The sequence below is a fragment of the Caballeronia sp. DA-9 genome (assembly GCF_051615025.1).
GTDB lineage: Bacteria > Pseudomonadota > Gammaproteobacteria > Burkholderiales > Burkholderiaceae > Caballeronia > Caballeronia sordidicola.
This window is the reverse complement of record NZ_CP195133.1, coordinates 696,891-709,161: the sequence shown is the minus strand read 5'-3', so window position 1 is coordinate 709,161 and position 12,271 is coordinate 696,891. Positions and strand designations below refer to the sequence as shown.

Genomic DNA, 12,271 nt, shown 5'->3' with positions numbered 1-12,271 from the left:
CCGACAGGTACCTCGAAGAGCGGCATGCAGACCACATGACCAGATAAACGAGGAACGAGGAGATGACGCCGATGAAACCCGCCCGAACTATTCCCGCCGCACGCCCCGCTTACTGGCTGCGCGCTGTCCAGACCACAGTGGCGTGCGCGGCGATCGCGGCATTAGCCGCGTGCGGCGGCGGCAGCGACGACAACAATAACAACACGCCGGCGGGCGGCGTGAAGCTGCAGGTCGTGTCATTCGGCGACAGCCTGTCCGATGTCGGCACATATGCGCCCGTTGCGACCGCGAATTTTGGCGGCGGCCGCTTCACTACGAACCCTGGTCAGGTCTGGACCCAGAACGTCGCGCAGTATTACGGCGACACGCTCACCGCCGCGAACACCGGCGGCTTTGGCGTGCCGCTGCAGGCCGCAAGCGGCCTGGGGTACGCGCAAGGCGGTGCGCGCGTGAAGTTGCAGCCGGGCGTGGGCCACGCCACGCCAGGCACGGCGAACGCGGACTTCTCGCAAGCCACGACGATTCCCGTCAACGATCAGGTCTCCCAGTACATCGCGGCGCATGGAACGTTCAGCGCCAACCAGCTCGTGCTGGTGAACGGCGGCGCCAACGACATCTTCTACAACCTGACCGTTGCACAGGCCACGGCCGCCGGGATCCAGGCGCAGGTCGCGGCCGGGACGCTGGCGCCGGCTGCCGCGCTCGCGGCGGGCAACGCCGCGCAGAAGGCCGCGACGGACGCGATCAGCCAGGCGGCTATCGATCTGGCGACGGTGATTGGCCGCGTGGTTCAGGCGGGCGCCACGCACGTGCTGGTATCGAATGTGCCGGACATTGGCGGATCGCCGCAGGGGCTCGCCAGCGCCGATAAAGGCGTGACCCTGTCGCAAGTCACGCAGTTGTTCAACGGCACGCTGCAAGGCGCGCTGCAACAGTCCGGGTTGTTGTCGAAGGTGATTTACGTCGATGCTTACGCATGGATCGACGGCGTTCAGGCCAACTATCAGGCGAACGGTTTTACGGTGTCGAATACGGGCACGGCCTGCAATCTCGCCGCGATGATCGCCGCTGCGACAAAGGCTGGTCAGCCCAATCCGACGGCGTTCGGCACTTCGCTGTTCTGCTCGCCGCAGACCTACACGGTGGCCGGCGCGGATCAGACGTACATGTACGCGGATACCGTGCACCCGACCACGCATCTGTATTCGCTGTTTTCCACTTACGTGCAGCAGCAGATCGCAAAAGCGGGGTTGGGTAAATAAACTGGCTTCGACGCGGTAAAAAGCAAAACGCCCGGTTCTTTCGAGATCGGGCGTTTTTCATGGCGTGGCGCGGAGTGCGTTTACTTCTCCTCCTCCTCGAACGCCGCCGCCGCGCGACCCAGCCTGTCGTTCACAGCGCTCCATTGCGCCGATACCGGCAGCGTCTCGATCAAGATACGCTCCACGTCCGCGCGATCCAGCTTGCGCAGCAAACCGTACAACTCGCGCGCGTAACTCTGCGGATCGTCGGGCGCGGCGACGAAATGCACATTCGGCGCATCCGCCCATTTCCCCGCGCTCGATGTCCGCGCGACCAGCGCCAGCTTTTTATCGGCGTTGAGCGGATGGGCGGCGAGCAGCGGTTCGAGCGCATCGAACGGCAGCAAGCGCAGCGGCGTGCGCGGCGCGTAATGCGCCTTCAGCGTTCCCGATGCACGCGGCGCACTGGCGTCGGCGCCATCGGGCAGACGAGGCATGGTGCCGATCACGTCCGCGATGTCAGCCGGACTCACGTGCCCCGGCCGCAGCAAGGCCGGAAAACCGCGCGACAAATCCAGGATCGTCGACTCGATACCCACCTTCGCCGGGCCGCCATCGAGCACATGAATGCTCGCGCCGAATTCGTCGCGGACGTGCTGCGCCGTGGTCGGGCTGACGTGCCCGAAGCGGTTCGCCGATGGCCCCGCCACGCCGCCGTGACCGTTACGCAAACTGCTGAACGCGGTCAGCAACGCCTGCGCGACCGGATGCGACGGGCAGCGGATCCCGACCGAATCCTGTCCGCCGCTGACCGCCGCGGGCACATGCGGCGCGCGCTTCAGGATCAGCGTGAGCGGGCCGGGCCAGAAGGCATCGATGAGTTTTTGCGCATCGGCGGAAAGCGTCTGGACCCAAAACGCAGGATCGCTGCCGGGCGCCAGATGCACGATCACCGGATGATTCGACGGCCGCCCTTTCGCCGCATAAATCCGCGCGATGGCCTCGGGATTCCCGGCATCGCCGCCCAGCCCGTAGACCGTTTCGGTCGGAAACGCGACCAGTTGGCCGGCGTCGAGCAACGCGGCCGCCTCCGTGATCTGCTCGACGCTGGGCGCTTCGAAGTTCATTGGCTCAATCCAGTTGAATGTGCAGCATGCGGGCGCAGTCGCGCGCCGCCGTGCGCACTTCTTCCAGCGTTGCCGCCGTGAAGTTCACGTGGCCCATCTTGCGGCCGGGCCGCGCTTCTTCCTTGCCATATAGATGCAGGCGCGCGGCCGGCATCGCGATGACTTCGTGCCACGGCGGCATGTGAGCCTTGGCGCCATCGAACCAGACATCGCCGAGAATATTGAGCATGGCCGCGGGCGAATGCTGACGCGTATCGCCAAGCGGCATGCCGGTCATTGCGCGCACTTGCTGCTCGAACTGGCTGGTGGCGCAGGCATCGACCGTGTAATGACCGGAATTGTGCGGGCGCGGCGCCATTTCGTTGGCAATCAGCGATCCGTCTTCGAGGATGAAAAACTCCACGCACAATACGCCCACGTAATCCAATTTCGCCGCAATCGTCAACGCCGCGTCCTGCGCCTGCGCAACGAGCGCCGCCGATGCGTCCGGCGCGGGCACGACCGTTTTCGCCAGAATGCCGCCGACATGCTGATTCTGCGCGAGCGGGAAAACCGCCGATTTGCCGTCGCCAGACCGCGCAATCAGCACGGATACTTCGAATTTCAGCGGCATGCGTTTTTCGAGCACGCACGGCACGCCGGAAAGCGAACCATACGCGGTGCGGACTTCGTCGGCGTTGCGCACGCTCGTCTGGCCCTTGCCGTCGTAACCGAGCCGCGCCGTTTTCAGGATCCCGGGCAACACGGCGTCGATTTCGTCATCGCTCAAGGCGGCCAGCGCCTGCGGCGATTCGATCACCACGTGCGGCGCGACCGGCACGCCCGCGCTCGCGATAAAGCGCTTTTCCGCCACGCGATCCTGCGCGATCGCGACGCACCGGCCGGCCGGGCTGACGAACGTCGTCTTCGCGAGGAAATCGAGGCTGGCGGACGGCACGTTCTCGAATTCCGTCGATACCGCCGCGCACAGGCGCGCGAGTTCGGTGAGCGCGGTTTCGTCGTCGTAGGCGGCGCGGATGTGTTTATCGGCGACGGAACCGGCCGGACTGGTTTCGTCCGGATCGAGCACCGCCACGCGATAGCCCATGGATTGCGCGGCGAAACAGAACATGCGGCCAAGCTGGCCGCCGCCGACCATGCCGAGCCACGCGCCCGGCTGGATGGGAGAACTGGGTTGAGTGTGTGCGTTCATCGTGTGAGGTCGGTCAGCCGGTCGCGGCCGGGAGTGTTTCGTTGGCGCTGGCGCTCGTCGCTTTCCAAAGCGTCTAAAGCGGCGGGAGGACCATTGCGTGCGCGGCGTCGTTCTGACGGGCGCGGAAAGCGGCGAGCTTGTCGGCGTAGGCGCTTTGGGTCACGGCGAGCATGGATACCGCGAACAGCGCCGCATTCGCCGCGCCCGCCTCGCCGATGGCAAACGTCGCGACCGGCACGCCCTTGGGCATCTGCACGATCGAATGCAATGAATCGACGCCCTTCAGGTATTTGCTCGATACCGGCACGCCCAGCACCGGTACCGTGGTCTTGGCGGCGAGCATGCCCGGCAGATGCGCCGCGCCGCCCGCCCCCGCGATGATCGCGGCCAGTCCGCGCGAGCGCGCGCTTTCGGCGTAAGCGAACATTTCGTCGGGCATGCGGTGCGCGGAGACCACCCTCGCCTCGTACGGCACGCCGAAGTCCTGCAGGATCGCGACGGCGTTTTTCATCACGTCCCAGTCGGAACTGGAACCCATCAACACGCCGATCAACGGTGCGTCATGCGTGTGGGCCTGGACTTCGCTCATCGTGCTGCATTCCTGTGGGGTGGTTTGGTTCTGGTCTTCGCTTCATTGCGCGCCGCATTACGCGAGCGACTGCCCGGTCAGGCGCTGCAACGCCTCTTCGTACTTCTCCGCCGTCTTCGCGATTACGTCGTCCGGCAGCTTCGGCGCCGGCGGCGTCTTGCCCCACGATTGCGTTTCGAGCCAGTCGCGCACGAATTGTTTATCGAACGATGGCGGGTTCGTGCCCACCTTGTAGCCGTCCGCCGGCCAGAATCGCGACGAATCCGCCGTCAGCACTTCGTCCATCAGGAACAGTTCGCCGCGGTTGTCGAGCCCGAATTCGAACTTCGTATCCGCGATGATGATCCCGCGCGTCGCCGCGTACTCGGCCGCTTCCTTGTACAGCTTGATGGAAATATCGCGGATGGTCGCCGACAATTCAGTGCCGATACGGCGTTCCATTTCATCGTAGGTGATGTTTTCGTCGTGATGACCCATTTCGGCCTTTGCGGCCGGCGTGAAAATCGGCTCGGGCAGCTGTTCGGCGTTTTGCAGGCCGGGCGGTAATGCCACGCCGCACACCGAACCCGTCGCCTGATAGTCTTTCCAGCCGCTGCCAGCCAGATAGCCGCGCACCACGGCTTCCACCAGAATCGGCTCAAGGCGCTTCACTACCACGGCGCGGCCTGCGACCTGATCGGCTTCCTCGGCGGACACGACGGTTGCCGGATCGATGCCCGTATTGTGATTCGGCACGATGTGCGAAAGCTTCCCGAACCAGAAATCGGCCATTTGATTCAGCACGCGGCCCTTGTTCGGGATCGGCTCGCCCATGATCACGTCGAACGCCGAAAGACGGTCGGTCGTCACGATCAGGAGTTTGTCGGCGCCGACGGCGTAGTTGTCGCGGACCTTGCCGCGCCCGAGCAGGGGCACCGATTTCAGCGTGGATTCGTACAGCGGGGAATGTTGGGTGGACATCGTCATCTACCGGAAAAGTGCTGCAACGTCTGGCTAAAAAGAGAAACGCAGAGAAAGAGCAAAAAATAAACGAAAAAACCAACGCGCCGTTCCCCGAGGCTTGCGGGAACGGCGGGTTGTGTCGGCTGGTTCCGGCTTGCGGCGGATCAGCCTTGGTATTCATCGATTGTACGTTCGACGCCGGCCGGAAAAACCGGCGCTCGACCGCGATCCAGCGCCATTGTAAACGCGTCCGGCGGTTGTCTCGAATTTACTCTGGGCGAACCGCCTTGAAATGCGCTTACTTGACGATCTGGGCCAGTTCGCCGGACTTGTACTTTTCGGCGATCTTGTCGAGCGGAACGGGCTTGATCTTGCTTGCCTGGCCTTCGCAGCCGAACTGGACGTAGCGTTCGAGACAGATTTTCTTCGCGGCTTCGCGTGCGGGTTTCAGGTAGTCGCGCGGATCGAATTTCGACGGATTTTCGCCGAAATAGCGGCGGATCGCGCCCGTGATCGCAAGACGCAGGTCGGTATCGATATTCACCTTGCGCACGCCGTGACGAATGCCTTCCTGGATTTCCTCGACCGGCACGCCATAGGTTTCTTTCATGTCGCCGCCAAATTCGCGGATCTCGGCCAGCAGATCCTGCGGCACCGACGACGAACCGTGCATGACCAGGTGCGTGTTCGGAATGCGCTGGTGAATTTCCTTGATGCGTTCGATGGCGAGGATATCGCCTGTCGGTTTCTTGGTGAATTTGTACGCGCCGTGCGACGTGCCGATGGCGATTGCCAGCGCATCGCACTGGGTTTTTTTCACGAAGTCGGCGGCTTGTTCGACGTCGGTGAGCAGTTGCTCGCGGGTCATGGTGCCTTCGGCGCCGTGGCCGTCTTCCTTGTCGCCCTTCATGGTTTCGAGCGAGCCGAGCACGCCGAGTTCGGCTTCCACTGTCACGCCGATGGAGTGCGCCGCTTCGACCACTTTGCGGGACACGTCGACGTTGTACTCGTACGATGCGACGCTTTTGCCGTCGGCTTCGAGGGAGCCGTCCATCATCACGCTGGTGAAACCGCTACGGATTGCGGCCATGCAGACTGCGGGCGACTGGCCGTGGTCCTGGTGCATGACGACCGGGATGTGCGGATACGACTCGACCGCGGCTTCGATCAGATGGCGCAGGAATGCTTCACCGGCGTATTTCCGCGCACCCGCCGAGGCTTGCATGATGACCGGCGCGTTGACTTCGTCGGCGGCGGCCATGATGGCCTGGACCTGCTCAAGGTTGTTCACGTTGAACGCCGGGAGCGCGTAGCCGTTTTCAGCCGCGTGATCCAGCAGTTGTCGCATTGATACGAGAGGCATTGTCTAACTCCTTAAGATGAAACGAATTTTTCTGTCTTGGTTTATCTTTTTTCTTGCCTGCGGTGCCTGGTTTTTTTTGCTTCCTCGCACCGGTTTTGTAATATTTTAGCCCGGGGCTACAGGGTGATTTACGCGGTTGCGTACGGTTTGGCGCATTTTGATTAGGTTTTTACGGGAATCTCATCGGGGAGAGGTGCCATTTGGCATGGCGGCCTACGTTTTTGTTGGGGATTGGATTTTTGTGGGTTTAGTCAATGCCGGGTTGCTGCTTTTTATGCCTTCGCACGTTCCCTGTTCGCTGATTTCTTTAGCACTATTAGCCACTGTCCGTGGCGGGACTTCATTTCTTTTTCCAACGGCGAAAAAGAAACGAAGCAAAGAAAACGCCTTCCAACCGCCAATTCTTAAGGAGACCAAGCGTGCAGTTTCATCTGCTTGGGACTTCAAAAGAACCCTCGACGCCATAACCACCAACACCTGAAACCCTTCCCCTCCGTATCCCTACATCCACACGCTTCGCCACCAGTGTTCGTGGCATCAATCCGGAAATCCACACCAGCGAACACTTTTCGCCACCAGGCAGCCAGGCGCAGCCATCACTCGCATCATAAGCAATAACAAAAGCCCAAAAAATCAAAAAACTCGAAGCACCAACAGTTCAACCAGCCTCTCAATCAACGGCGCAAAACGGGCGACGGCGGCGGCCGCCGCCGCTTGGGCGGTTGATCTTGCCCGAGAGCGCTGGTGGCGAAGCGTGTGGATGTAGGGATTCGGAGGGGGAGGGTTTCAGGTGTTGGTGGTTATGGCGTCGAGGGTTCTTTTGAAGTCCCAAGCAGATATCACTGCACGCTTGGTCCACTTAAGAATTAGCGGTTGGAAGGCGTTTTCTTTGCTTCGTTTCTTTTTCGCCGTTGGAAAAAGAAATGAAGTCCCGCCACGGACAGTGGCCAACAGTGCTAAAGAGGAACAACGCACAGGGACCGCGCGAAAGCAAAAACAGCAGGCTCCCAACCCCAAGCGCCAGCGCCCCTAGAACGGGTCTCCCACCCTGACAATTTTCATCGCGTTGGTACCGCCGGCTTGCCCCATCGGCTCCCCGACGGTCAAGACCACCATATCGCCGCGCGCCGCGTACCCTTTGGAAACAACCACTTCCAGCGCCTGCTGAAGCGCAACATCGCGATCGGTGTTCGTATCCAGGTGCAACGAAGTAACATTCCGATAAAGCGCCATAGTGCGCTCACTACCAATCCGCGGCGTTAAAGCAAAAATCGGCACATGCGACCAATGCCGCGACATCCAGAGCGCCGTCGCGCCCGACTCAGTCAGCGCCACAATCGCCTTCGCACCCAGGTGATAAGCGGTGAACAACGCGCCCATCGCAATCGATTGATCGATCCGCGTGAACGTCCGGTCCAGGAAATCCTTGTCCAGCTCACTCTGCTCTGACTTCTCCGCCTCAAGACAAATCGCCGCCATCGTCTCAATGGTCGTCACCGGATATTTCCCCGCGGCCGTCTCCGCCGACAACATCACAGCATCCGTCCCGTCCAGCACGGCATTCGCCACATCCGATACCTCCGCGCGCGTGGGCACCGGCGCGTGAATCATCGATTCCATCATCTGCGTGGCAGTAATCACAAACTTGTTGGACTCGCGCGCCATCCGGATCATGCGCTTTTGCAACGCCGGAACCGCCGCATTCCCCACTTCCACAGCCAGATCGCCACGGGCAACCATGATGCCGTCGGATGCGTCGAGAATCCCCTGCAACGCCGGAATAGCCTCCGCGCGCTCGATCTTCGCAATCATCTTCGGCTTGATGCCGTAAGGCGCGCCCGCAATATTCGCCAGTTGCCGCGCCATTTCCATGTCCGTGGCGTTCTTCGGAAACGATACCGCCACAAAATCCGCGCCCAGCGACATCGCGGTCTTGATGTCCTCCATGTCCTTCTCGGTCAACGCCGGCGCTGTCAAACCGCCGCCCTGCCGGTTGATACCCTTGTTGTTCGAAAGGTCGCCGCCCACTTTCACAGTCGTGTGAATCTCTTCGCCAATCACGCGCACCACGTCGAGCACGATCAGGCCGTCGTTGAGCAACAGCACGTCGCCGCCACGCAGATCGCGCGGCAGATCCGGATAGTCGAGACCCACGCGTTCGTCGTTGCCGAGCTCGCAGCGTGCGTCGAGAATGAACGGGTTGCCCGCAATCAACGTGACCTTGCCATTCTCGAACTTGCCCACGCGGATCTTCGGGCCTTGCAGGTCCGCCATCAGCGCAACTTCGCGGCCACATTGCTTCGCTGCGTCGCGAACGTATTGCGCACGCTGGCGATGGTCGTCGGCAGTACCGTGCGAAAAGTTGAAACGGACCACGTCGAGCCCGGCCTGGATCATCTGCAACAGGATCTCGGGGGAACTGGAAGCCGGGCCAATGGTGGCGACAATCTTTGTAGCGCGATGCATGGAATTCCTCGTCTGGGTGGTATCGCCTGAAACAGCGCTGCGAGTACGGTGTGCCGACGGGGATACAAATGTCTCCGCCTGCGAACGCGCGCCGGATCGTGCCGGCGTCGCTTTTTGATAGCTATTCGATAACTGCCCGGGGCCCGGAATCAGCGACGCCGCACTCGCGCCGCCAATCATGACCGCCGTTTCCTTCTTCAACTTGCCGCCACGCCGGGCCGGCGCGCGGGCCGTACGCTTCGGCCTGGGCGCGTCCGCGCCGGACTCGTCCTCCGCGGACGGGGAAGACAGCGCTTCAGCCGCGCGGGCATGGCGGGCCGCCTCGCCCACACTGCCCTCCACGTCTTCCACCATCTTCTCCGCCAGTTCTTCCACGGCCAAAACAGAACGCTCGCTATCCGACTCCGACGTGGCTTTTGTCATTGGATCAAGCCCGCGATTCGAGGACTTCCACCGCCGGCAACGTCTTGCCTTCCAGGAATTCCAGGAACGCGCCGCCGCCCGTCGAGATATAGGAAATCTTGTCGTGGATGCCGTACTTCTGGATGGCGGCGAGCGTATCGCCGCCGCCCGCAATCGAGAACGCCGACGAGTTGGCGATGGCGTCCGCCAATGTCTTCGTGCCGTTGCCGAACTGATCGAATTCGAATACGCCGACCGGACCGTTCCACACGATCGTGCCGGCTTTTTCCAGTTGCGCGGCAAGGGCCTTGGCGGTGTCCGGGCCAATATCGAGGATCAGGTCGTCGTCCTGAACCTGATCGACGGCCTTCGTTTCCGCCTTCGCGGTCGCGGCAAATTCCTTCGCGGTCACAACGTCGCTCGGAATTGGCACCGATGCCCCGCGTGCCCGCGCTTCGCTGATGATGGTCTTGGCTTCATCGACGAGATCCTTTTCCGCCAGCGACTTGCCGATCTTCAAGCCGGAAGCCAGCATGAAGGTGTTTGCAATCCCGCCGCCCACGATCAACTGGTCCACTTTCTCGGCCAGCGACTTGAGGATGGTGAGTTTCGTGGAGACCTTCGATCCCGCAACGATTGCGACCAGCGGACGCTTCGGCTCGCCGAGCGCCTTGCCCAGTGCATCGAGTTCAGCCGCGAGCAGCGGACCGGCGCACGCCACGGGCGCATATTTCGCGATGCCGTGCGTGGTCGCCTCCGCCCGATGCGCCGTGCCAAACGCGTCGTTCACGTAGATATCGCAGAGTTTGGCGAGCTTCTGTGACAACGCGTCGTCGTTCTTCTTCTCACCCTTGTTGCAGCGGCAGTTCTCGAGCAGCACGACCTGGCCTGGCTGGACCTGCACGCCGTCGACCCAATCGGCGACCAGCGGCACTTCGCGGCCGAGCAGTTCGCCAAGACGCGCGGCAACCGGCGCGAGCGAGTCCTCGGGCTTGAACTGGCCTTCCGTTGGCCGGCCGAGATGCGAGGTGACCATCACGGCCGCTCCCGCTGCGAGCGCCTTCTGTATGGCCGGGACCGATGCGCGCACGCGCGTGTCTTCGGTGATGTTGCCCTGGTCGTCTTGCGGCACGTTGAGATCGGCACGGATGAAAACACGTTTGCCGGACACTTTGCCTTCGGCGATCAAATCGGTGAAACGCAGTACTTTCGTCATGGGAGTCAGCGCGTAAGCGGGTGAAGGGAAAGCGGTTCGGGCGATTGACTTTGCAAGCCAGCATCAAGGACTTGCTGCTCGCGAGGAATGCTACGGGGAAATTGAAGCTGACGCGGCGTGCTCGCGTTCGAACGGCTCAAGCAAGCCGGGTGCGGGACATGAAGCGAATCGCGCGGCCGCTTGCGCCGGCGACGGATGCGTCGAAACGGCGAAGCGTGGCAACGGAGAACGAAGCGGGTGAAGCTCTTGAGCGGTGACTGCCGAATACACGTTCGACCTCATTGGATACGACAGCAAGAAGGCCATTTTAACCGATACCCACCGGCCGCCAACGCCGCCAACGCAAATCCCCGGGATTCGGGATAGCCGACAATGCCCCGAGAAAATCATGCTGCGACGCACCATCGCAATGAGTCGATTCTCGATGTACTGCTTATGGTCAGGCGAACAAGCGCAACGCGGTAAACACGACCATGCCCACGACGATTGTCCCGAGCATGCTCCGCCGCCACAAAAACCACGCGAGGCCGCACAGCGACGCGTACAGCGCATGGTTCGAAAACGCGATGGAAAGTCCGTTCGGTGTGGAAAGCAAGTCAGGCACGACGACCGAGACGAGCGCCGCAGCAGGCGCGTAGCGCAATGCACGCTGCACGCGTTCGGGCAGGATCATGCGTTCCCCGCCGATCAGGAAAAGCGCGCGCGTGAAGCCAGTGATCAGCGCCATGCCCGCAATGGCGAGCCATACCTGAGCGGTGGTCATCGGATGCTCCGGGATTTTTTGGAGCCATCGAGTGCGGCGCGCGGCGGCACCCTGGTGATCGGGTTTTCAGGCGGCAAGCTTCCTGTTACTGCTTTTGTCGTGGCGCGTGCGCCCATCTTCTCCGCCATCAGATCCGCGAACGTTCCGGCCAGCAAGGCCGAGACGACCGCCAAAGGCAACGACAGCCGATAAGGCAAATCCAGCGTAATCAGCGCAATCACGCTTGCCACGCCCACGGCGGCAAGCGTGGAGCGCGTGGCGATTGCCGAAACAATGAGCGGAATCAGCGCGAGCGTGCCGGCGAGTTCGAGACCCCAGTTATCGGGGAAAAGGCTGGCAAGCAGGATTCCCGCGATTGACGACACTTGCCACGACGACCAGCTCGTCGCCGCCATGCCCCAGAAGAACGCCTCCTTGCCAGGCTGATAGCCGACCGGGAAATTGCGCTTCGAGAACATCAAATAGATGATGTCGCCATTGAAATAGCCGAGCACGAGGCGGCGTCGCAGCGGCAGATAGCCGAAATGCGGCGCGAGGCCCGCGCTGAAAATCACGAAACGCAAGTTGACCATGGCGGCGGTCAGGAGGATGGTCCAGAGCGGCAGCTTTGCGGCGAAGAGCGGCAACACAGCAAGTTGCGACGAACCGGCGTAAGCCGCGAGCGACATGCCGAGCGCCTGCGGCACGGTGAGCACCGACTTCGCCATTGCGATACCGGTGACGAGACCCCACGAGAACGTTGCCGGGACGGCGGGAGAAAGCGTTTTGACGCCGTCTATGAAGGCGCGTCGATTGAGGTCTGACAGCCGGTCGAACATGAGGTGAGTGCGGGTTGAGTGCGCGACGGCTGACGGATCGGACCGCGATAAAGCCTGAATTCCGCCGGAAATCAAGCCGGTTCGCTTCCATTACGGCGTTTTCCGCGCCCTGAGCGGCGGCCGGAAGCGCAGCCGGAGCGCATCGCGTGATG

Annotated in this window: 11 protein-coding genes; 2 read left to right on the top strand and 9 right to left on the bottom strand. The window is 62.0% G+C overall.

What is annotated here, in order from left to right:
- Positions 1–71: 71 nt before the first annotated feature.
- Positions 72–1,262, top strand: coding sequence for an SGNH/GDSL hydrolase family protein (locus ACRWA7_RS19405; RefSeq protein WP_438395547.1), 1,191 nt, complete (start codon positions 72–74; stop codon positions 1,260–1,262).
- 80 nt (positions 1,263–1,342) lie between these two features.
- On the opposite strand, the gene ACRWA7_RS19400 is transcribed toward ACRWA7_RS19405, so the two are convergent.
- From ACRWA7_RS19400 to fba, 5 genes are all read right to left on the bottom strand, one after another.
- A complete protein-coding gene (locus ACRWA7_RS19400) occupies positions 1,343–2,368 on the bottom strand; it encodes an L-threonylcarbamoyladenylate synthase (protein WP_438395545.1) in 1,026 nt (341 codons plus the stop codon).
- A gap of 4 nt (positions 2,369–2,372) precedes the next feature.
- Positions 2,373–3,560: a 5-(carboxyamino)imidazole ribonucleotide synthase gene (locus tag ACRWA7_RS19395; RefSeq protein ID WP_438395543.1), complete on the bottom strand. Its 1,188-nt coding sequence runs from the start codon at positions 3,558–3,560 to the stop codon at positions 2,373–2,375.
- A gap of 73 nt (positions 3,561–3,633) precedes the next feature.
- Positions 3,634–4,149: a 5-(carboxyamino)imidazole ribonucleotide mutase gene (gene purE / locus ACRWA7_RS19390; protein ID WP_438395542.1), complete on the bottom strand. Its 516-nt coding sequence runs from the start codon at positions 4,147–4,149 to the stop codon at positions 3,634–3,636.
- A 57-nt stretch (positions 4,150–4,206) separates the two neighbouring features.
- On the bottom strand, positions 4,207–5,109 hold the full coding sequence (locus ACRWA7_RS19385) for a phosphoribosylaminoimidazolesuccinocarboxamide synthase (protein WP_438395540.1): 903 nt from the start codon (positions 5,107–5,109) through the stop codon (positions 4,207–4,209).
- A gap of 280 nt (positions 5,110–5,389) precedes the next feature.
- Positions 5,390–6,454: a class II fructose-bisphosphate aldolase gene (gene fba, locus ACRWA7_RS19380; protein ID WP_060856995.1), complete on the bottom strand. Its 1,065-nt coding sequence runs from the start codon at positions 6,452–6,454 to the stop codon at positions 5,390–5,392.
- 205 nt (positions 6,455–6,659) lie between these two features.
- Here fba and ACRWA7_RS19375 point away from each other — a divergent pair, with 205 nt between their 5' ends.
- Positions 6,660–6,935, top strand: a complete 276-nt coding sequence (locus ACRWA7_RS19375) for a hypothetical protein (RefSeq protein ID WP_438395539.1) — start codon at positions 6,660–6,662, stop codon at positions 6,933–6,935.
- Between the two features lie 548 nt (positions 6,936–7,483).
- Here ACRWA7_RS19375 and pyk read toward each other — a convergent pair.
- From pyk to ACRWA7_RS19355, 4 genes are all read right to left on the bottom strand, one after another.
- The gene (gene pyk / locus ACRWA7_RS19370) at positions 7,484–8,920 is read right to left on the bottom strand and encodes a pyruvate kinase (RefSeq protein ID WP_060857067.1); all 1,437 of its coding nucleotides are present in this window, start codon (positions 8,918–8,920) and stop codon (positions 7,484–7,486) included.
- Between the two features lie 427 nt (positions 8,921–9,347).
- Entirely contained in the window at positions 9,348–10,538 is a 1,191-nt protein-coding gene (locus ACRWA7_RS19365) for a phosphoglycerate kinase (RefSeq protein WP_060856994.1), read from the bottom strand.
- A 439-nt stretch (positions 10,539–10,977) separates the two neighbouring features.
- Positions 10,978–11,301 (bottom strand): AzlD domain-containing protein, encoded by a 324-nt coding sequence (locus tag ACRWA7_RS19360; RefSeq protein WP_060856992.1) that lies wholly within the window; start codon positions 11,299–11,301, stop codon positions 10,978–10,980.
- Entirely contained in the window at positions 11,298–12,119 is an 822-nt protein-coding gene (locus tag ACRWA7_RS19355; protein WP_082850555.1) for an AzlC family ABC transporter permease, read from the bottom strand. Before ACRWA7_RS19355 ends, ACRWA7_RS19360 begins: the two co-directional genes overlap by 4 nt.
- Between the last annotated feature and the right edge of the window lie 152 nt (positions 12,120–12,271).

What these genes read in the sequence shown, in the direction of transcription:
- ACRWA7_RS19405 (WP_438395547.1), top strand. Translation starts at nt 72, where the DNA reads ATGAAACCCGCCCGAACTATTCCCGCCGCACGCCCCGCTTACTGGCTG.
- ACRWA7_RS19400 (WP_438395545.1), bottom strand. Translation starts at nt 2,368, where the DNA reads ATGAACTTCGAAGCGCCCAGCGTCGAGCAGATCACGGAGGCGGCCGCG.
- ACRWA7_RS19395 (WP_438395543.1), bottom strand. Translation starts at nt 3,560, where the DNA reads ATGAACGCACACACTCAACCCAGTTCTCCCATCCAGCCGGGCGCGTGG.
- purE (WP_438395542.1), bottom strand. Translation starts at nt 4,149, where the DNA reads ATGAGCGAAGTCCAGGCCCACACGCATGACGCACCGTTGATCGGCGTG.
- ACRWA7_RS19385 (WP_438395540.1), bottom strand. Translation starts at nt 5,109, where the DNA reads ATGTCCACCCAACATTCCCCGCTGTACGAATCCACGCTGAAATCGGTG.
- fba (WP_060856995.1), bottom strand. Translation starts at nt 6,454, where the DNA reads ATGCCTCTCGTATCAATGCGACAACTGCTGGATCACGCGGCTGAAAAC.
- ACRWA7_RS19375 (WP_438395539.1), top strand. Translation starts at nt 6,660, where the DNA reads ATGGCGGCCTACGTTTTTGTTGGGGATTGGATTTTTGTGGGTTTAGTC.
- pyk (WP_060857067.1), bottom strand. Translation starts at nt 8,920, where the DNA reads ATGCATCGCGCTACAAAGATTGTCGCCACCATTGGCCCGGCTTCCAGT.
- ACRWA7_RS19365 (WP_060856994.1), bottom strand. Translation starts at nt 10,538, where the DNA reads ATGACGAAAGTACTGCGTTTCACCGATTTGATCGCCGAAGGCAAAGTG.
- ACRWA7_RS19360 (WP_060856992.1), bottom strand. Translation starts at nt 11,301, where the DNA reads ATGACCACCGCTCAGGTATGGCTCGCCATTGCGGGCATGGCGCTGATC.
- ACRWA7_RS19355 (WP_082850555.1), bottom strand. Translation starts at nt 12,119, where the DNA reads ATGTTCGACCGGCTGTCAGACCTCAATCGACGCGCCTTCATAGACGGC.